The organism is Aeromonas bivalvium, from assembly GCF_046078285.1.
Lineage (GTDB): Bacteria > Pseudomonadota > Gammaproteobacteria > Enterobacterales > Aeromonadaceae > Aeromonas > Aeromonas bivalvium.
In genome coordinates, this window is the sequence record NZ_JBGXBV010000001.1 from 1,552,980 (window position 1) to 1,572,850 (window position 19,871).

At 63.2% G+C, this 19,871-nt stretch carries 11 protein-coding genes, 5 tRNA genes and 1 riboswitch; of the genes, 5 read left to right on the forward strand and 11 right to left on the reverse strand.

The window, feature by feature from the left end; genetic code table 11:
- Nucleotides 1–305: 305 nt before the first annotated feature.
- Nucleotides 306–1,220, forward strand: a complete 915-nt coding sequence (locus ACEUCR_RS07080; protein WP_408788978.1) for a TIGR01777 family oxidoreductase — start codon at nt 306–308, stop codon at nt 1,218–1,220.
- Nucleotides 1,221–1,309: 89 nt separating this feature from the next.
- On the opposite strand, the gene ACEUCR_RS07085 is transcribed toward ACEUCR_RS07080, so the two are convergent.
- Both ACEUCR_RS07085 and ACEUCR_RS07090 read right to left on the reverse strand, forming a co-directional pair.
- Entirely contained in the window at nt 1,310–3,748 is a 2,439-nt protein-coding gene (locus tag ACEUCR_RS07085; protein WP_408788981.1) for an ABC transporter permease, read from the reverse strand.
- A gap of 53 nt (nt 3,749–3,801) precedes the next feature.
- Nucleotides 3,802–4,524, reverse strand: coding sequence for an ABC transporter ATP-binding protein (locus tag ACEUCR_RS07090; protein WP_041998361.1), 723 nt, complete (start codon nt 4,522–4,524; stop codon nt 3,802–3,804).
- Between ACEUCR_RS07090 and ACEUCR_RS07095 the strand changes: the two genes are divergently transcribed.
- Nucleotides 4,523–5,128, forward strand: a complete 606-nt coding sequence (locus ACEUCR_RS07095) for an arylesterase (protein WP_041998359.1) — start codon at nt 4,523–4,525, stop codon at nt 5,126–5,128. The two genes, ACEUCR_RS07090 and ACEUCR_RS07095, sit on opposite strands and share 2 nt — an antisense overlap.
- Before the next feature lie 67 nt (nt 5,129–5,195).
- Here the strand turns inward: ACEUCR_RS07095 and ACEUCR_RS07100 are convergent, their stop codons facing one another.
- The 8 genes from ACEUCR_RS07100 to gltX all read right to left on the reverse strand — a co-directional run bounded on the left by ACEUCR_RS07100 (nt 5,196) and on the right by gltX (nt 12,182).
- Nucleotides 5,196–6,137 (reverse strand): chemotaxis protein CheV, encoded by a 942-nt coding sequence (locus tag ACEUCR_RS07100; protein ID WP_408788983.1) that lies wholly within the window; start codon nt 6,135–6,137, stop codon nt 5,196–5,198.
- A 219-nt stretch (nt 6,138–6,356) separates the two neighbouring features.
- Complete coding sequence (locus tag ACEUCR_RS07105; RefSeq protein ID WP_408788985.1) at nt 6,357–9,401, reverse strand: glycosyl hydrolase family 18 protein; 3,045 nt, start codon at nt 9,399–9,401, stop codon at nt 6,357–6,359.
- Between the two features lie 115 nt (nt 9,402–9,516).
- A riboswitch (cyclic di-GMP riboswitch) is annotated at nt 9,517–9,599 on the reverse strand.
- A 361-nt stretch (nt 9,600–9,960) separates the two neighbouring features.
- Nucleotides 9,961–10,036 (reverse strand) — tRNA-Ala (locus ACEUCR_RS07110).
- A 40-nt stretch (nt 10,037–10,076) separates the two neighbouring features.
- Nucleotides 10,077–10,152, reverse strand: a tRNA-Ala gene (locus tag ACEUCR_RS07115).
- Nucleotides 10,153–10,211: 59 nt separating this feature from the next.
- Nucleotides 10,212–10,287: transfer RNA gene (locus ACEUCR_RS07120), tRNA-Ala, on the reverse strand.
- A gap of 63 nt (nt 10,288–10,350) precedes the next feature.
- Nucleotides 10,351–10,426, reverse strand: a tRNA-Ala gene (locus tag ACEUCR_RS07125).
- 28 nt (nt 10,427–10,454) lie between these two features.
- A tRNA-Ala gene (locus ACEUCR_RS07130) sits at nt 10,455–10,530 on the reverse strand.
- 236 nt (nt 10,531–10,766) lie between these two features.
- Nucleotides 10,767–12,182 (reverse strand): glutamate--tRNA ligase, encoded by a 1,416-nt coding sequence (gltX, locus tag ACEUCR_RS07135; protein WP_408788988.1) that lies wholly within the window; start codon nt 12,180–12,182, stop codon nt 10,767–10,769.
- A 279-nt stretch (nt 12,183–12,461) separates the two neighbouring features.
- Here gltX and ACEUCR_RS07140 point away from each other — a divergent pair, with 279 nt between their 5' ends.
- From ACEUCR_RS07140 to ACEUCR_RS07150, 3 genes are all read left to right on the forward strand, one after another.
- Nucleotides 12,462–14,564, forward strand: a complete 2,103-nt coding sequence (locus tag ACEUCR_RS07140) for a methyl-accepting chemotaxis protein (protein WP_408789090.1) — start codon at nt 12,462–12,464, stop codon at nt 14,562–14,564.
- Nucleotides 14,565–14,664: 100 nt separating this feature from the next.
- Nucleotides 14,665–15,330 (forward strand): LysM-like peptidoglycan-binding domain-containing protein, encoded by a 666-nt coding sequence (locus ACEUCR_RS07145; protein WP_041998349.1) that lies wholly within the window; start codon nt 14,665–14,667, stop codon nt 15,328–15,330.
- 287 nt (nt 15,331–15,617) lie between these two features.
- Nucleotides 15,618–15,827 carry a cold-shock protein gene (locus ACEUCR_RS07150; RefSeq protein WP_041998347.1) on the forward strand — a complete coding sequence of 70 codons (210 nt, stop codon included), beginning with the start codon at nt 15,618–15,620 and terminating at the stop codon, nt 15,825–15,827.
- A 227-nt stretch (nt 15,828–16,054) separates the two neighbouring features.
- Here ACEUCR_RS07150 and ACEUCR_RS07155 read toward each other — a convergent pair.
- On the reverse strand, nt 16,055–19,871 hold a 3,817-nt coding region (locus tag ACEUCR_RS07155), incomplete at its 5' end, for an Ig-like domain-containing protein (RefSeq protein ID WP_408788990.1).

Below are 19,871 nucleotides of genomic sequence, written 5' to 3' on the forward strand. Positions count from 1 at the left end.
TGTCCATCCCAGCGCAGCGACCGGCCTGGCCCAACGCCAGAGCGAACACTCACATTCGCGCCAGGGGATTGCGCAATTGCACCCCAGTCGGGATCAGATGAAAATAGTCGTTTAAGATCAGCCAACTAACGCTAGAAACACCGCTAATCTACAGACTTTTCCACAGCTTTTGTGGATAGTTTCCGGATCATTTGAAAGAAAACAACAGATGCAGGAGGTGGCGCAGGGATCCGCCTCTCTCGGTCTCATGGCTTGTTCATCCCTTGCCGACTCACTAGAGTAGAGCCAGACATGGAGGGGACGAGATGAAGATTCTAATCACGGGCGGGACAGGGTTCATCGGCCGCAAGCTGGTGGCGCACCTCAAGGTGCAGCATCAGGTCGTGGTCCTGAGCCGCCAGGGCAGCCTGGCCTACCAGTTGCTGGGTCACGATGTGCAGGTGCTCGACTCCCTGGACAGGCTCGACGATCTCAACGACATAGATGCCGTGATCAACCTCGCCGGGGAACCCATCGCCCAGGGACGCTGGAACCTAGCCCGCAAGCAGCAGCTGTGCGACAGCCGCTGGCTGCTGACCGAGCAGCTGGTCGATCTCATCAAGCTCTCCAGCAATCCCCCCAAAGTGCTGCTCAGCGCCTCCGCCATCGGCTGGTACGGCCGCCAGGATGACAGACCCCTGGATGAGGGGTGCGATCACCCCAGCCAGGAGTTCACCCACCAGCTCTGCCACCGCTGGGAGTCTCTGGCCCTGGCGGCCAGCAGCGAGCAGACCCGGGTCTGCATACTGCGTATCGGCCTGGTGCTGGGACTCGATGGCGGTGCTCTGCCCAAGATGCTGCCCCCCTATCGGGTCGGATTTGGCGGCCCCATGGGCGAAGGGGGGCAGGTGGTCTCCTGGATCCACATCCAGGATCTGGTGCGGGCCTGGCTCTATCTGCTCGAACATGAGGAGTGCCGCGGCATCTATAACGGCACGGCCCCGACCCCGGTGAGCAATCGGGAGTTCAGCCAGCAGCTGGCCAGGGCACTCAAGCGTCCCCATCTGCTGCACATTCCCGCCTGGGCCCTGCGGCTCATGATGGGTGAGGCCGCCGATCTGGTGCTGACCGGGCAGAGGGTGCTGCCCAGGCGCCTGCAGGAGGCGGGTTTTCACTTCACCTTCCCGGCCCTGTCCCAGGCCTTCGTCAATCTGCTGGAGCGGCCCCAGCCCAGCAAGTAACCCAGGCGCCCTGCTAGAAAAGAGCGCCTCCCCGGGGGGAAGCGCTCGTGTCGTGACGGTATGCCATGCCGCAGCAAGGCAGGTTGACCCTAGAGCAGGCCCTGGCCCAGGCCCCGCAGTCGATCGCTCAGGGTGCCGGCCAGCAACTGGCGCTGCATCCCCTGCCCGGCCAGGGTGACCAGCAGGGCACCAAGGGCGGGCAGCCCCAGCCAGATGAACCAGTGGAACTGCCACTGCCCCTCGAACCAGGCCAGTTGCAGGCCCAGACTCGCCAGCTCCACCACGGCCGCGCCGCACAAGCCCGCCAGCAGGCCCGTCGCCACCAGCTCCCAGCGCAGCATCCGCTGCAACAGCTGGCTGCCGGCCCCCAGGGTGCGCATCAGCAACAGCTCGCGGCGGCGGCTCGCCATGCTGGCCTGGGTCTGGGTCAGCAGCACCAGCAGGGCCGCCACCGTCACCAGACCCAGCATCAGGGCCAGGGCGCGGCTCACCTGCTGGGAGACCTGGCTCAGCCGGGCGATGAGATCATCCACATCGATGAGGGAAACGGTGGGGTATTGGCGGATGAGCGCCACCTCCGCCGCCTTGCCTGTGACCGGCAGACGATAGCTGCCGAGCCAGGTGGGTGAGAAATCGGCCAGCAGATCCGGGGAGAAGATCATGTAGAAGTTGGGGCGCATATTGTCCCACTTGATGTGGCGCAAACTGGTGACTCTCGCCTCGAACTCGCGCCCCTCGATGTTGAATCCCAGGGTTTCACCTAGCTTGATATCCAGCCTCTCGGCCACCTCGTCATCCACCGACACCTCCCCCTTGCCCGCAAGCCAGCGCCCCTGGGTGATGCGGTTGTCGGCAGGCAGCTGCGCCGTGCTGGTGAAGTTCAGCTCCCGATCGATCCCCTCCCGGCCGTTGGGGCCCACCGCCTCGCCGGCGATGCTGCTCAGTCGACCGCGCACCATGGGGTAGAAGTCCGAGGTCACCGCCCCCGCCTCGCCGAGGGCGGCGAGGATGGGAAGGCGCTCCTCGCTGGCGATGTTGACCAGGAAGCGGTTCGGCGCGTCCGCCGGCAGGCGGGCGGAGAACTCGTCGAGCAGATCGACCCGGGCCGCCCAGAGCAGACCAAACAGCATGAGCGCCAGGGCAAAGCCCGCCAGCTGGAACAGCCCGGCCCCCCGTTCCCGGGAGAGATGGGCCAGGGCCAGGCGCAGCGCATGGGGCCCCTTGAGACGGCTACCCAGCCTGAGCAGCCCGGCCGCCATCAGTGCCAGCAGCGCCATCAACAGCCCCATACCGGCGACCAGCCCCAGGGCCAGCCCCCAGTCGGCGGTGAAGCCCCACACCAGACCAAACAGCCCCAGCAGGCCGACCGGCAGCGCCAGCCAGGTCGGCACGCTGGCGGAGAGCTCCCGGCGCAGCACCCGCAGTGGCGGTACCTTGAGCAGGCGCAGGAAGGGGATGAAGGCGAGCAGCAGGGTGATGAAGAGCGCGACCGCCAGCCCCAGGGCGAAGGGGCGCCAGGAGGGGGGCGGCAGATCCGGTGGCAGCAGGTTGCCAAGGAGCTGCAAGGTGAGCCACTGCATCAGGCTGCCTGCGGCCAGACCCAGCAGGGCGCCCACCAGGGTGAGGCTGAGCAGCAGTGTGCCCATCAGCCGCCACAGACTGCCCCTGGAGGCGCCGAGCGTCTTGAGCAGGGCCACCATGCTGGTCTGGCGCTCGGCGAAATGCCGCACGGCGATCCCCATGGCCAGGGCACCGAGCAGCACCCCGGCCAGGGAGGCGAGGCGGAAGAAGCGTTCGGCATTGGCCAGGGAACGACCGACCTGGGAGCCCTGATCGTCCGGGGTCACCCACTTCTGGCCCGCCACCAGCTTGGGCTTGATCCAGGCTTCGAAGCGACCTATGTCGGCCCGCTCCCCTTGAAAGAGGTAACGCCACTGCTGGCGGCTGGCGGGCAGCAGGGCGCCGGTCGCCTCTATGTCATCGCTGTGGATCAGCGCCCTGGGGGCCAGCAGGAAGGGGCTGAAGCCCTGATCCGGCTCCCGGCCGAGCAGACCCGCCACCTTGAGATGGGTGTTGCCCACCTCCAGCACCTCCCCAGCGCTGGCACCCAGCAGCTGCATCAGCCGGGCCGACAGCCAGATCTCCCCCGGCATGGGGGCGCGCTGGGGCTCCAGCTCCAGCTTGCCGTAGAAGGGGAAGCCATCGGGGACAGCGCGGATGGAGGCGAGCTGGAAGGCGTCGCCGTGAAACAGCATGCTGTTGAAGCTGACGGTGGCCTGCACCGCCACCTTCTCCTGCTGCGCCCGTGCCAGCCAGGCAGGATCCAGGGCCCGCCCGGTGCCAATGGCCCGATCCGCCCCGATAAAGTCGCGGCCCGAGGCCTTGAGGCCTGCATCCAGCCGATCCGCCACCAGGGCCACGCTCAGCACACAGGCGACACAGAGCGCCAGCGCCAGCACGAACCAGCGCAACTCGCCGCGGGCCCCTTCCCGGCGCAGCAATCGCAGCGCCAATCGTACATGAGTCATTCTTGCTCCCTATCGAACGGGCATGCCTGCCACCCCGGGTGTTTCATCGCGCGTCAGCGAACGGAGGCCGGGCTCGGCTGCACCCGGGCATCCACCCCGGCGTCATCCTGCAAGCGGCCGCCAGCCATGGTCAGCTGACGCTGACAGCGCTGGGCCAGGGCCAGATCGTGCGTGACCACCACCAGTGTGGTGCCATGGCGGCGATTGAGATCGAACAAGAGTTCGATGACGGTCTCGCCTGTCTTGCTGTCGAGGTTGCCGGTCGGCTCGTCCGCCAGCAGCAGACTGGGCCGGGTCATGAAGGCCCGGGCGATGGCGACCCGCTGCTGTTCACCGCCGGACAGGCGGGGCGGCAGGTGATCCACTCTCTCTTTCAGGCCCACCGCCGCCAGCAGCTCACGGGCCCTGGGCTCGCAATCCTGCTCGCCCCGCAGCTCGGCGGGCAACATGACGTTCTCTAAGGCACTCAGGGTCGGCAGCAGCAGAAAGGATTGGAACACGAAGCCGATATGGTCGGCCCGCAGCCGGGCACGCCCCTCTTCATCGAGCTCGCCGAGGGAGTGACCCTGGATGCGGATCTCGCCGCTGCTCGGCAAGTCCAACCCGGCCAAGAGGCCGAGCAGGGTCGACTTGCCCGAACCGGAGGCCCCGACCAGGGCCAGGGTCTCCCCCGCCTTGACTTGCAGCGAGATCCCCTCAAGGATGGTCAGATTGTCACTGCCGAGGCGCACCGACTTGCCGAGGTGATTAATCGAAATGATGGGAGTTGAAGTCATGGCGCGTATCCTGTTCGCCTTAATGTGGATGATGGCAACCGCTTCAGTGCAGGCGCAGACCCTGCTGGTGCTGGGCGACAGCCTGAGCGCCGGTTACCAGATGCCGGCCGACCAGAGTTGGCCTGCCCTGCTCGGACAGCAGTGGCAGGAGGCTGGCGGACAGCACCGGCTGATCAATGCCAGCATCAGCGGTGAAACCACTCAGGGGGCCCTCACCAGACTGCCCGTCTTGCTCGAGGAGCACAAGCCGGACTGGCTGCTGATCGAGCTGGGGGGCAACGATGGCCTGCGGGGTTTCCCCCCTGCACTCACCCGCCAAAACCTGGCGAAGATGCTTACGATGGCCGAACGAAAAGGGATCCGCACCATACTGACCCAGATCCAGCTGCCCCCCAACTATGGGGCCCGCTACCTGCGCCAGTTCGAGCAGATCTTCCCTGAGCTCGCCGCCGAGCAGGCGCGACCGCTGCTGCCCTTCTTCCTCGATGATATTGTCACCCGCCCTGAACTCATGCTGAATGATGGCATCCACCCCAAGGCCGAGGCGCAGCCGCTGATCCGCGACAAGGTTGCCCGCTTCGTCGAACCTTTGCTGAGCCAGTGATGGTCTCTTGCCAATGAACAGAGGGCCGGCGCAGGCCGACCCTCTGTGCGTCAATCTGTCTTGCTCCTCAGCCCAGCAACTGGCGCAGCCGCTCCTGTGCCACCCCCACCAGCAGGTCTGGCTGAAACTTGGAGATGAAGCGATCGCAGCCCACCTTCTTGACCATGGCCTCGTTGAAGTTGCCGCTCAGGGAGGTGTTGAGGGTGATGAAGAGCTCCCCCATGCGCGGATCGCTGCGCACCTCGTGGGTGAGGCGATAGCCGTCCATCTCGGGCATCTCGGCATCGGTGATCATCAGCAATAGCTCGTCGGTCACCTTCTTGCCTTCATCGCACCAGCGTTTGAGCAGGGTCAGGGCCTGCAGGCCATCCTGGCATTCGATCACCTCGAGCCCGAGCTGGGCCAGGGTGTCACGGATGAGGTTGCGTGCCGTGCTGGAGTCATCGACGATCAACACCTTGCGCCCCGCCATCTGAGGCAGCAATGCCCTGTCCAGCACGGACTCAGAGATGCGGATGTCGTAGGTGATGATCTCCGCCAGCACCTTCTCCACGTCGATGATCTCGACGATCTGCTCGCTCTCTCCCTCCCGCAACCGGGTGATGGCGGTGAGATAGTTGGCGCGCCCGGCCGAACGGGGCGGCGGCAGTATGTCCTTCCAGGTCATGTTGACTATGTTGGCCACCTGGCCGACCAGGAAGCCCTGTATGGTGCGGTTGTACTCTGTGATGATGAGATTGGCCTCCCCCTCGACACCCTGACCCCGCATGCCGATGGCGCTGCGCAGGTCGATGACGGGAATGGAGACCCCGCGGATGTTGGCCACGCCGCTGATGTTGTGGTGGGCCCCCGGCATCTTGTTCAGGCGGGGCAGTTTCACCACCTCCCGCACCTTGAACACATTGATGGCAAACAGCTGGCGGGAGCCGAGTCGAAACAGCAACAGCTCCAGGCGATTCTCCCCTACCAGCTGGGTACGTTGATCCACTGAATCCAATATGCTCGCCATGACTCCCCTTTCTCCCTATCAGAATGCTGGCCCAGTATAGGGACTCGCCGATCCCGCCACCATGGCTCTTGCTACGTTATGTCGGCCGGCCCATGGATTTTCTTGATAAAAAAACGGGGCCTGGGGCCCCGTTCGCGTTATCAATGCCAGTTTTCATGGTGGCAGACCCGCCGCCGTCGTTCGTTTCGTTCGCGCAGCAGGTCTACTCGCCGTGGCGACTCAGTAGTTGCAGACCTGCTTCCAGCTGCCGTCACCCGCCTTGGGCTCGCTGCTGGTCCACCAGTTGGCCTGCCACACCGCCTTGCCGTTGGTCATGCGGTCGTTGGCATTGGCGTGATCACCCCGCGGCCAGCTCGGATAGGCCGGATAGGCCGCCGGATCCACGCTCTGGCTGGCGCAGGTGGTGCCACCGCTGCCGCCGTCACCACCATTGCTGCCCCCCAGCACCGCCTCGGCCAGGGCCGGGAAGTCGGACTTCAGGCCTATGGTCTGGCTGCCGGCAATCAGGCGCACGCCGCTCGGCACACCGGCGGCCGGCAGGTAGTAGGTCATGGCCACTTCGACCTCGGTGCCCGGCGCCCAGGCCTTCCAGCCCGGCAGCGTCAGGGCCACCTTGTGGAAGTCCTTCTCATTGGCGATGCCGTCGGAGTTCTGGTTGCCGCCGCTCTCTACCACTTTCAGTCCCATGCCGCTCTGGTCGGTGATGGTATCGGAGGTGGAGGTGGGCATCAGGAACTCGATGCGGGTACCGCCTGGTATGGTCTGGGTCGAGTTGTTGGTGAGCTTGAGGGTCGGGTTGATGGGGTAGTTGGAGTCCCCTTCCTTGAAGCCGGAGAGGCTGACGCCTATGTCGAGCTGAGCGACCGGGGCCGGCAGATCGTTCTGCTGCAAGTTGGCCTTGCTCGCCGTGGCGAACTTGTCATATGCCAGGCTGGTCAGGGTGCTGCCCATCACGTACTCGTTCTTGGCGGGATCAAAGTCATAGTCCCCCGCCATCTCCCAGAACATGACGCCCCCCAGTCCCCGCTTGATGATGTAGTCGAGCTTGTGGCCCATGGACTCTTCATCTTCGGTGGAGAGGAACACCTTCTTCTGCTCGTTCCACAGCCAGGGCGAGTGCGCCTTGTCATCGTAGTAACGCACATACTGGCCCTGCATCACGTCGGCCGGGTTGTTGGGATCCAGGCCCCAGGCCGCGCCATAGCTCGGCATGCTGGTGATGCCGAGGCTGGCCGCGTGCTCCAGGTTCTTGGCGTGCCACATGGGGACGGCGCCACCGCCGATCTCGTTGCCGTTCTTGTCAAGATCATGCCAGATGTTGTCGATGCCGACCGCACCATTGCCGCAGGGGATGGTGCTGCCACCGGTGCCCGGCTGGCAGTCGCTCTGGCTCGGCAGCGCCGCCTTGCCACCCAGACCGTGGGTGCCACCGGTGACCCCCTGCCAGCCACGGGTGTAATAAGGCACCCCTATGTTGATCTTGCCCGCCGCCATGGCGCCACGGAAGTAGTGGGCCGCCCAGGCGGAGTTGAGATAGCCGATGCCGCCAAACTGGGCCTGGGTGTAGACACCCCACTGGGCCAGCTCGGGATCCGCCTTGTTGTCGAACAGGGCGGCGTTGTGGCCGACGAAGTGGTTCCAGGCACCGTGGAAGTCATAGGTCATCAGGTTGACGTAGTCCAGGTACTGGGTGACCTGGAAGTTTTCCATGCCGCGCAGCAGATAGGCCGACGCCGGCGAGGCGATGGTCAGCATGTATTTGCGACCGTCCTCGGTCCCGGCGCTGTCGAGCCGCTCGCGCAGTGTCTTCATCAGCACTTCATAGTTCGCAAACAACTTGCCGCGGCACTGGTTGGAGAGCGGGAAGTCGTTGGGGTTGCCCGCATCCTTCATGGAGGTCGGATACTCGTAATCCACATCCACCCCGTCGAAGCCGTACTGGCGGATGAAGTTCACCGCCGAATCGGCGAAGGCGTTGATGCCGGCGGTGTTGACCGAGCAGTCGCCCTTGGTGGTAGCGGTGTAGAAGCCGCGGGTATCGGCCCAGCCCCCGACCGAGATCAGGGTCTTCACGTCCGGATACTGCTTCTTGTACTTCGACAGCAGGTTGAAGTGGCCCTGGTAGGCAAATTCGGGGTCCATCTCGGCGCCCGGCACTCCGTCCCAGGTCATCTTGGTGGCGGAATCATCCACCTTGATGACATGGCTCTGCTCGTCCACCGCCGCGAAGGCATAGTTGATGTGGGTGATCTTGTCCCAGGGGATGTCGCCCACCAGATAGGAGGGCAGACCATTCTTGCCGGTGCGCCAGGAGGTGAAGTAACCGATGACGCGGCGGCCATGGTCATCCCCCATGCACTCGCTGCCGTCGGCGCGGTAGATCTGGCGCACGTCGCAGGAGAGATTGCCGCCGGTGGGCGGCAGGGCGGCCTCTTCGACGCTGACCGACACGGGAGCCGACTCGCCGGACAGGCTCTGGCTGTCCACGGCAACCAGGGTCAGGGCGGCGCTGCCCTTGGTTTGCGGGGTCCAGCCCAGCTGCCAGGGGGCGCTGCTGTCTTCAGATACCTTCTTGCCATCGACATACAGCTCGACCTTGGCCACATCGTCGTTGGCATCGGTGACATTGCCGGTCACGGTGACGGCGCGGCCCAGGGTCAGCTTGGCACCCGCGGCGGGGCTCGCAATGCTGACCTGAGGCGCCTCGGGGGCCACCACGGCGGTCACGGTCACGGCGACCTGGGCTTCATCCAGGCTGTTACCATCCTTGTCCAGGGCACGGGCCGTGACCTGATGGGGGCCGACGCCGCTGGCGGACCAGCTGGCGGACCAGGGGGCTGCCGTGGCCACGGCGACCTGGCTGCCATCCACCAGGTAGACCACCTGGGCGACCGCTGTGCTGCCACCGGTCAGGGTCACGGCCAGGGCCAGTTCGGCCCCTTCGCTCACCGAGCTGCCGGCGGCAGGGGAAGATAGGGTCAGCTCAGGCAGCTCAGGCCCGGGCGGGTTGGGGTCCTGAGACAGGGTCCAGGCATCGGTCCAGACGGCACCGACCCCGGGCTCGTAGTGGTAAGGGGAAGCCCCGCACCAGCCGGAATAGGGAAACGCCTTGCACTCATAGAGGTTGCCGACGTTGCTGACGATATCGCCAGCCTGATAGGCAGTCCCGGCCTGATAGGCGGGATAGGCGGCCTGCGCCCAGGCGGGCATGGCCGCAAGGGCAACCAGCATGGCGAGCCTGCTGGGCCTGAGGGTCTGTTGCATATTGTTATCATCCTTGTTTTGTCTTGGCGTTAAGACCGGGAAAGCGCAATCGCAACAGGGAGGAAAAAGGGAACGACAACAGGCCTTGGACGGGGCCACATACCCTCATGTCACCCCGGGAAACCCCGCTGTCTGGCTCAATGAGGCAGATCGGAGGCTTTGCGTCCCGGCATCACTGCCGGTTTGCCCTTTACCTGGGTTCCGTGAGGAACGGCTCGAGTATAGAAAGCCCGGCGCAAATGCTCAATCTTCATTCACAAGGAGAAATATGTTTGCTGGGCAACGAGGAAACCGGCTAACGGCGGCGATCGTGTCGCCAACGCCCGGCACATAGCCGCCTTGTCAGCCTGCCACTGCAAATTTTCCGCCATCATGAAGCAGGGGGTGATGACGCGAAATTGTGAGCCACCTCATGGCGCCATATGAATTTGGTGTTTGCCGGGAGTGTGCCGGCGAGCGCCGGATGCGGGTAGAGGCAGATCATGGGGCCGCGCTGACGCGCCCATGACAAAAAGGCCACCGCGATGCGGTGGCCTTTTAGCTTCTCGTGACGAGAATTTGGTGGAGCTACGCGGGATCGAACCGCGGACCTCTTGCATGCCATGCAAGCGCTCTCCCAGCTGAGCTATAACCCCAAGTTGTGGCTAATCAAGGTCAAGACCTTCACTCTGAATTTGGTGGAGCTACGCGGGATCGAACCGCGGACCTCTTGCATGCCATGCAAGCGCTCTCCCAGCTGAGCTATAGCCCCAAATTCTTTCTTCATTAGACAAGCGGTTCTGGCGGCCGTTTGCCTTTTACTGCAAATAGTGGTGGAGCTACGCGGGATCGAACCGCGGACCTCTTGCATGCCATGCAAGCGCTCTCCCAGCTGAGCTATAACCCCACAAAGGTCGGCATGGGTGATACACACCGCACTGCCCTGGGTACTTCATGTCAATCAGGAACCTGGTGGAGCTACGCGGGATCGAACCGCGGACCTCTTGCATGCCATGCAAGCGCTCTCCCAGCTGAGCTATAACCCCTTTGATTCCAGATTGTTCGAGGAGAATTTGGTGGAGCTACGCGGGATCGAACCGCGGACCTCTTGCATGCCATGCAAGCGCTCTCCCAGCTGAGCTATAACCCCAACTCACCTCGGCGCTACCAAAGTTATCTCTGGCAACGGAGGCGCATGATAGGCATCGACCGCTTTGCTGTCAACCCAAAATTCTCGCCTGTTGAATCGTTTAGTCAAAATTCAGGCAGTTAGCTGTTTTTAGCGCCAACCTCGTCGCTATGTCGCTGTTTTACGTCGCAAATCCGCTTGAGGCCAAAATACGAAGGGCCCCCGTCAGGAGGCCCTTTTCACGCCATGGCCGATGTTTATTCGGCGGCCATCCGCGCTTCGATGTAAGCCAGGGCACGGTCGATGCGGGCGAGCACCCGCTCCTTGCCCACCAGCGCCATCACGGCATCGATGCCGGGGGACTGACCCAGACCGGTGACGGCCACGCGCAGCGGCATACCGACCTTGCCCATGCCCTGACCCAGCTCGGCGGCAGTGGCTTCAATCAGCTCGTGCAGCGCTTCGGTGGTCCAGGTCTCCAGCGCCGCCAGCTTGGCTTTGGCCAGGGTCAGCGGCTCGGCCGCGACGCCGCGCAGGTGCTTCTTGGCGGCCGCTTCGTCGATGGCCTCAAAATCTTCGAACAGGTAGCGGCTCTGGGCGGCCACCTCCACTAGCGTGTTGCAGCGCTCGGCCAACAGGGTGACTACCGCAGGCAACGTCGGGCCCTTGCTGGTGTCGATGTTCTGGGCGGCCATGTGCCATTCCAGGTGCTTGGCCACATAGGCCGGGTCCAGGCTGCGCATGTAGTGGTTGTTCAGCCACAGCAGCTTGTCGGTGTTGAAGGCGGAGGCGGACTTGGAGATGGCATCCAGGCTGAACAGCTTGATCATCTCGTCGAGGCTGAAGATCTCCTGATCGCCGTGGGACCAGCCCAGACGCACCAGATAGTTCAGCAGGGCTTCCGGCAGGTAGCCATCGTCGCGGTACTGCATCACGGAAACCGCACCGTGGCGCTTGGAGAGCTTGGCTCCGTCGTCCCCCAGGATCATGGAGACGTGGGCGAACTCAGGCACAGGCGCGTTCAGGGCCTTGTAGATGTTGATCTGGCGCGGGGTGTTGTTGATGTGGTCTTCGCCACGCACCACGTGGGTGATCTCCATGTCCCAGTCATCGACCACCACGCAGAAGTTGTAGGTGGGGGCGCCGTCGGTGCGGCGGATGATGAGATCGTCAAGCTCGGTGTTGGCGAACTCGATGCGGCCACGGACGTGGTCATCGAACACCACTGAGCCTTCGGTGGGGTTGCGAAAGCGAATGACATGGGGCGCATCGGCCGGGTGATCGTGGGCAGCATCCCGGCACTTGCCGTCATAACGGGGCTTCTCGCCATTGGCCATCTGACCTTCCCGCAGCGCTTCCAGACGCTCCTTGGAGCAGAAGCACTTGTAGGCGCGGCCATCGGCCAGCATCTCGTCAATCAGGGCGTTGTAGCGGTCGAAGCGCTTGGTCTGGTAGTAGGGGCCCTCATCCCAGTTCAGCTCCAGCCATTCCATGCCCTCAATGATGGCGTCGATCGCCTCCTGAGTGGAACGTTCCAGGTCGGTATCCTCGATACGCAGCACGAACTCGCCGCCCTGGCTCTTTGCGAACAACCAGGAATAGAGTGCGGTACGGGCACCGCCGACATGCAGAAAGCCGGTCGGGCTGGGAGCAAAACGGGTTTTGACTTTCATCTTTAAGCCTTGTGTAGAGGGCCTTGGGCCAATGCGTTAGAAAAAACCGTCGCATTTTAGCACTCAGAATCACGGATGGGAAAATCCGCACATCTCGCACGCTGGATCCCGGATGGGAAAACCCTGGGATCGGGCCTTGCCCTCCCCCTTCCCCTCCCGGACATGAGGAGGATCGCAAAAATCACTGGCATTTTCGGCTCTACTTGCAACAAAGGCTGGAGATTTCATCTGCCAAGCCGATGTTTCAACCAACTTAACGCTTAAGACAAGGAAGGCATGATGCAGTTTCGCTCTATCGCACACCGCATCCTGGTGATGACCGGGATTGCCATGACCGCCGCCCTGGTGGTTCTGATCCTGCAGACCCAGTATTCGGGCCGCCAGACCCAGCAACTGACCGTAGACTCCAGCCGCGCCGCCTTGCAGGAGGAGGCGTGGCAGAAGGTGGGGGCCGAGGCCCGCGCCGAGGCGGCTGCCATCACCCAGTTGCTGCAAAAGGGGCTCTCCTATGCCCAGCAGATGGCCAGCGTCCTGGCCCTGCAACAGGAGGGCAAGCTGCCGCTGGATCGCCAGCAGGTCAATGAGCTGCTCAAGGCCCAGCTTGGCCTGGAGCCCCAGCTCTATGGCGCTTTCGCAGGCTTCGAACCCGACGGCTTCGACGGCCAGGACAGCGCCTTCGCAGGTCAGAGCGAATCCGGCAGCGATGCCAAGGGACGCTTCGTCCCCTACTTCTATCGGGACGGCGCCAACATAGGTTCGGATCTGCTGCTCTCCATCGAGAAGCGCGAGCCCGATGAGTTCGGCAATCCCGCCAACGACTACTATGCCTGCCCCAGGCAACAGGGCCAGGCTTGCCTCATCGACCCCTTCAAGGTGGACATCAACGGCCAGCAGGTGCTGGTGAGCACCATCACCAGCCCCATCCTGGTGGGCGGTCAGTTCAAGGGCATTGCCGCCCTGGATCTGGCGGTGGATGCCATCAATCAGCAGGCGAGACGGCTCAACGACAACATCTATGGCGGCAAGGGGGAGACACTGATCATCAGTGCCGCCGGCGTCATCACAGGCACCAGCGGCGATGCCGGCCTGCTCGGCACGCGCGCCGACAAGCTGCTGGGCGACGGCTGGCAGCAATACCTCAAACCCGAGCTGCAGCGCCAGGAGCTGGATGGCGCATTTCGCATCTCTGTGCCCATCGCAGTGCCCGGCATGGCCCGCAACTGGGCCATCATAGTCACCCTGCCCTATCAGGTGGTGCTGGCGGGGGCGGATCAGCTGGAAACCAGGCTCAACGAGATGAACCGGGCCGCCATGAGCCAGCAGCTCATCGGCGCCCTCATCGTGCTGGGCCTGGCCCTGCTCGCCATGCTGGTGATCGCCCGCACCATCACGGGCCCCATCCGCCAGATGGTCAGCCTGGTGGATGACATCGCCGATGGAGAGGGGGATCTCACCAAGCGGCTCGAGGTGAACTCGGCGGACGAGCTGGGCGCTCTGGCCCGCGGCATCAACCGCTTCATCGACAAGTTGCAGGGGCTGCTCGGCGATGTGCAGGGAACCGCCGGCGAGGTGAACCGCCACGCCGGAGATACCGACCGCATCGCGGGGCAGACGGATCGCAACCTGCAATCCCATCAGGCCGAGATGGAACAGATGCTGACCGCGGTGCAGGAGATGTCTTACGTCAGCCAGGAGGTCGCCACCCATGCCAACAACACCGCCGATTCCGCCAAGCAGGCCCAGAGTGCGGCGGACGAGGGCAAGGAGCGCTTCCAGCAGGTGATCCACTCCATGCACAAGGTGGCCGCCGAGGCGGGCAAGGGAGCCGAGGTGGTGGAGGGGCTGGCCCACGACAGCGAGCAGATCACCAGCATACTCGCCGTCATTCAGGGGATCGCCGATCAGACCAACCTGCTGGCCCTCAACGCCGCCATCGAGGCGGCCCGGGCCGGGGAACAGGGCCGTGGCTTCGCGGTGGTGGCCGACGAGGTGCGTCAGCTGGCCCGCAATACCCAGCAGGCGGTGCAGAGCACCCAGGACCTGATCGACAAGATACGTCACAGTTCGACCAATGCCGTCGGCGCCATCACCCTGAGCCAGCAGTTGACGCAGCAAGCCGTGAGCGAGGCGGATCTCGCCGAGGCGGCCCTCGCCAGCATCTATCAGGCCATCGCCACCATCAACGACATGACCTACCAGATAGCCTCCGCCGCCGAGGAGCAGAGCTCGGTCGCCGAGACGGTGTCTGGCAACCTGGCCAAGACCAACATGCTGGCGAACGACATTGCCAGGGACGCAACCGATACCGCCCAGGCCAGCCAGGCCCTGCGTCAGGGAGCGGAGCGATTGCAGCAGCTGCTGGGACAATTCCGGCTACGCTGATAAATTTCCTGCCAGGGACTCTCCCCCTCGGGGGCGAGTCCGTTTACCATAGGCGCCTGATTTGCCTGATGGCAGGCAATTGTAGTGAGAGGTAACTGCCGTGCCCACCCCGGATCGTCGCCCCCGTGGCCATAACAGACGAGCACAGCGTCATAGAGACGAGTCACAAGGATCCCTGCTTGAACGCATCAATGCAGCCACCCTGCCCCTGCGCCAGCAACTGGGTCAGACCCTGGCGCGGCTGAAAAACAGGGAGGCCCCCAAGGCCAGGGCGAGCGAGGGCCGCAAGTGGCAAAGTCCCCTACCCCGCAAACATGGCATCGCCCTGCTGATCCTGATCCCCCTCTGGCTGATCTTGCTGGCCTGGGAGCCTGCCCCCGGCGCGCCGCAGGCTGCCCCCTCTGGTTCCCTGAGCGTCCCCATCGCCCTCCCGGCCCAGAGCCAGGGCGAGCTGCGCCAACCCGAGACAGCTGCCGTGGCCGCGCCGGAACCCGAGCCAGTCAATGGCAAGTGGCTCAGCCACAAGGTCGCGGCGGGTGAGACCCTCTTCTCCCTCTTCCGCCAGTTCGAGCTGCCCGGGGTCGAGCTCAGTCGGCTCATCGCCATCGAGGGACCGGACCGGCCCCTGACCCGGATGCAGACCGGCAAGAGCGTCAACATTCTGGTCGGGGATGACAGGCGCATTCAACGCGTCGAGATCCGGGACGACTTCCAGGTGCTCTATCGCTACGATCGCCAGGGTGAGGGCTTCGCCCTCAAGGAGTGATCCCCCAGAGGGATCCCATCGAGACAAAGGAGGCGTCATGCCTCCTTTTTCATGGCGGCGCCCCATGGGCAACGGCTTGATCAGCCAATAGTTTTACCTTGCTCAAAGATTGAATGGCCGATGTTTGACAAGGATCGGCGCTCACGTACAATCGTTTTGCTTTTAACAGGGACCGTTGAGTAGGACTGAGACACATCAGCAGGTCAGTCATGGCTCTCCCCTGTCTTTTAGGCAAACCCTGCCTGTACCAGGCGTTAGTTTCATTTTGCAATAGATAGGACTTACACATGTCTGACATTCGCACCGGCCAAGTCAAATGGTTCAACGAAACCAAGGGTTTTGGCTTCATCGAACAAGCTCAGGGACCGGACGTTTTCGTTCACTTCTCCTCCATCCAGAGCACGGGCTTCAAAACCCTGGCCGAAGGCCAGAAGGTTCAGTTCACCGTGACTCAGGGTCAGAAAGGCCCGCAGGCTGAGAACGTCACCCTTCTCTAAGCCGCCGCCTTGCTAGGAGGAGTCCTCTCCTCCTATTTTTCCCCTTTGTTTGCTGCCCGCCAGCGCCCTCTCCAGACCCGGATCCGCAGCAGCCCCCGGCCTCCTTTCCCCCGACGGCCAACCCCTTAGTGTTTCGCTCTCTTGCCCATTCCTGCGCCCAAGGCGAGATCCGCACCAAGAAAAACGGTGGCCTGAGCCACCGTTTTTGCTGTGGATGCGTCGCACCCTTATTTGTCTATCTCCAGCATGTGATTGTTGAGCATGAAATCAATCACCTGGCTCGAGGTGGCACCGCTGTTGCCGGTCAGGGTATCGAAGCTGTGGTTCACCAGCACTATCTCCTGGGCCACCTCGCTGCTGGCCGATGTCTTGACCTGCAAGTGAACCCCTTCATCGTCCTGGAACACGGAGAGCAGGCTCTTCAGATCGTCCGGGTGCTGGGTGTCGTCCTGATCCAGCAGATCCCGCAGATCCAGCTTGTCTCGCTGTGACGCGTCATCACGGCTCGGGTTGAAGTCTGTGATGGTATCCACCGTCAGCTTGCCCTCCTCGATATCTCCCTTGCTCCAGACGAAGATGTCGGATCCGTCTGCGCCGGTCAGGATATCGTTGCCCAGCCCGCCGATGAGCCAATCGTCGCCGGTACCGCCATTGAGGATGTCATTGCCCTCCCCGCCATACAGGGTGTCTGTGCCGCTGCCACCATGGAGGCTGTCGTCCCCCAGGCCGCCGTACAGGGTGTCATTCCCGACTCCGCCAAACAGGATGTCATCCCCGCTGCCGCCGTCCAGGATGTCATTGCCCCCCTGGCCGTAGAGGATGTCGCTACCCTCGCCTCCCATCAGCACATCCGCCTTGTCATTGCCGGATGATTGATCGAACTCGCTGGCATGCTGCTGAATGTAACGGTGCACTTCGGCATCCAGGACGGCGTTCTGGTTCAACTTGTCCGCCACATACGCCTTGATGGCCGCGTACCCCTCTCCCGCGATGCCGTTGAAGTGCATCGCATCGCCAAACAGGATGTCATCGCCAGCCCCGCCATCAAACCGGTCGCTGCCCGGCAGGTTGCTGCTGGTGGCGCCCAGTATGGTGCTGGCCAGATCGCTGGCATCCACATTGGTATGGGTGATCCCATCCGAGTCATAGGACTTGAGATCGGCTTCGGAGATGTTCGCTCCCAAGCCGATGGCTTCAACAAGCACTCCTTTTGAGGTCAACAGCTGATAGCCCAGCAAGGCGTCGGTACGCACGTCATCGGTGCTGTTTCGGCCATCCCCACCCAGCAACTGGATCTGGTTCTGGCCGTTGCTGCCCTTGACGATGACCCCCACAGTGGTCGTGAACCAGCCACCCCACCCTTCGGACCACTTGATCACTTCCCCTTTGCTGTTGACCACTTCGACACCGCGGTAGGTCACGGTATTGCCGAGCACATAGTTGCCGAGGTTCAAAGAGGTGCTGTTGAGATAGTCGTCACTGCTATAAGCCCAATCGATGACCTTCACATCACTGAGCCTGGTGGTAGTGCCGAGGTCATAGAAGGTCGGCTTGCCATCGGTGATGAAGTAGGCCAGGTTCTTCGCATTCACATTGCTGGTCGCCGTGCTGCCGGCAAACCAGTTCGCCGCCTTGCTGAATGCGGCCTCGTAGTTGGTGCCGCCATCGGCAGACATCCCCTTGAGGGCATCGAGCAGGGTCTTCAATGCGCCACTATCGGCCAGGTTGACACTGACGCTGCCGCGGGTCGTGGTATCGAAATCCACGAGCAAGAGATTGACTGTGCCTGCGTTGTCGGTGCCCGCACTGGCCTTGAGGCTGGTAAAGACCTGCTCCAGCTGGGTGCGGATCGTCACCATCGCCTCGTCACCTATACTGCCGGAACTGTCGACGATGAAGGCGATGTTGTAGTTCTGACCCGACAGCACCACGCTGCCATCCAGATCTCCCACCACCAGGTTGTGCTCGCTGCCATAGTGGTGAGTCTGGTCTCCCTGCTCCCCTTCCGTGCCCTGGAAATAACTCAGCCGTATGCTGTCATCAGCACTGGCCGTATTGGTCTGATCCGTATGCAGCTCCCGCGTGGTCGCCTCCACCTTGAGATCCACCTGACCCGCCTGGGCACCTGGCACCCGCAGGGTGAGACCACTCAGGGAGACATCCAGGGCATTGCCGCTCCACAGGCCGCTGCTCGCAGGCAGGCTGAGTGTGCCATTCGCTCCGACCGTGCCGAGCAGGTCACTGCCCTGATAGAGCTTGCTCCCAGCCGGCAAACCGCTCAGCAACAGGCTGTCGAGCACTTCGCTGCCATCGCGGTCCGTGAGGGATACCTTGATGTCGACCGGGTAATCGACCTGGGTCGGCTGCACCATGGTCAGTTCACCCGTGGCCTGATTGATGGCGTAAATACCGTCATCGAACTGTACGTGCTCGATATCATGGAGTGCCTTGGTGACCCCTGTGCCCCCTTCATTCACGCTGAAATCAAACCAGGCATCATGGATCGAGTGACCGCTCCCTTTCTGAACCACATAATCGGCCCGGTTGCCGCGCAGCACGGCAATGTCATCGCCCGTGCCACCATAGAGGCCATCGTTGCCCAGACCGGCCACCAGGATGTCGTTGCCAGTTCCGCCATAGAGGGAGTCGCCCTGATCTGCGTTGCCGCCAACCAGCAGGTCATCCCCCCCTTTGCCGTAGAGCATATCGCCGCCGCCTTTGCTGCTCAGCAGGTAGTCATTCCTAGTGTTGGATCCGTCCACCTGATCCTGGCCTGTGCTGGTGTCGTGCTGCGGAGCACGTACCCCCAAAGCACTGCGATCGACAGTGCCTGACTGGAAGCTGTCGGTGCTGATGCCAAAGCTCGGGAACCCCTGATAGAGGGGGGTGCCATTGCTGCTCAGGGTCACCTCCACCACGGGCTTGTCGGCCACGGCCTCAATGTCGATCACCAAGGTGCCGCTGTTGCTGAGCTGGGTACCGTCACTCACCTTGAATTCGAAGCTGGCATAGTCCCCCTTGAGGTTGCCGCTGTCGTTGCCCTGCCCGTTGCTGTTGTCGGTGCTGGACTCATGACTGCCGGGCACCAGGCGCAATTGACCCGCCTCTATCTCGCCTGAGGTGATGCTGTCCCCCACCTTCACCACCACCCACTGACCCGCCGCATTGAGGTACTGCAGGGTGCCGTTTTGCGGCAAGGAGCCAATCACCACACTCAGCTCCCCGTCAGCCTGGTCATCACTGGCACCAAATTGATCCCAGGCCAGCACCAGGGGAGTATCTTCAAGACCAATGCCGTGACCCCCAATGGTCACCGGGGGAGCGTCGTGGTACATGGTGGCACTGTCGCTGCCCGGCTGGGAGACGTTGCCCGCCGCGTCCACCAGGGTGGCGGTCACCGTCAGGGTCGCGCCATCGGCCGGGCGATCAAACTCGTAGCCCACCTTGCCGGCAAGGATATCGGCTTCGCTCAGCTGACGATCCGTCTGGCCGCTCACCTTGAGGGTGTCACCGGCCTTGGCCTCGCCCGGCAGGGTCACTTCCACGTTCACGGGGCCGCTGATCTCGGTGCGATCGATGGTGCCGTCGTTGTCGGTGTCTTCGGTGATGACCACGGTCGGCGCCGCGGTGGCCTGGGTATCCACTGCCGCGCTGTCGCGCTCGCCGCTGCCCTGGTTGCCCGCCACATCGGTGTAGCTGTTGTCCTTGACGGTGACCGAGGCGGTCCCTTCAAAGTCCGGGGTCGGGGTGAAGGTGGCGCTCCAGGTCTTGCCGTCGTCGGACGTGGTCAGCCCGGTCACGGTGCCGCCCACCACGGTCAGATCAGCCAGCTCGAAGTCTTGCACCGGCTCGCTGAAGGTGAAGGTGACGACGCTGCTCTCGTTCGCCTTGAGATCGGTGGCGACGATATCGACCACCACGCTCGGGCCCTGGGTATCCACCGCCGCGCTGTCGCGCTCGCCGCTGCCCTGGTTGCCCGCCACATCGGTGTAGCTGTTGTCCTTGACGGTGACCGAGGCGGTCCCTTCAAAGTCCGGGGTCGGG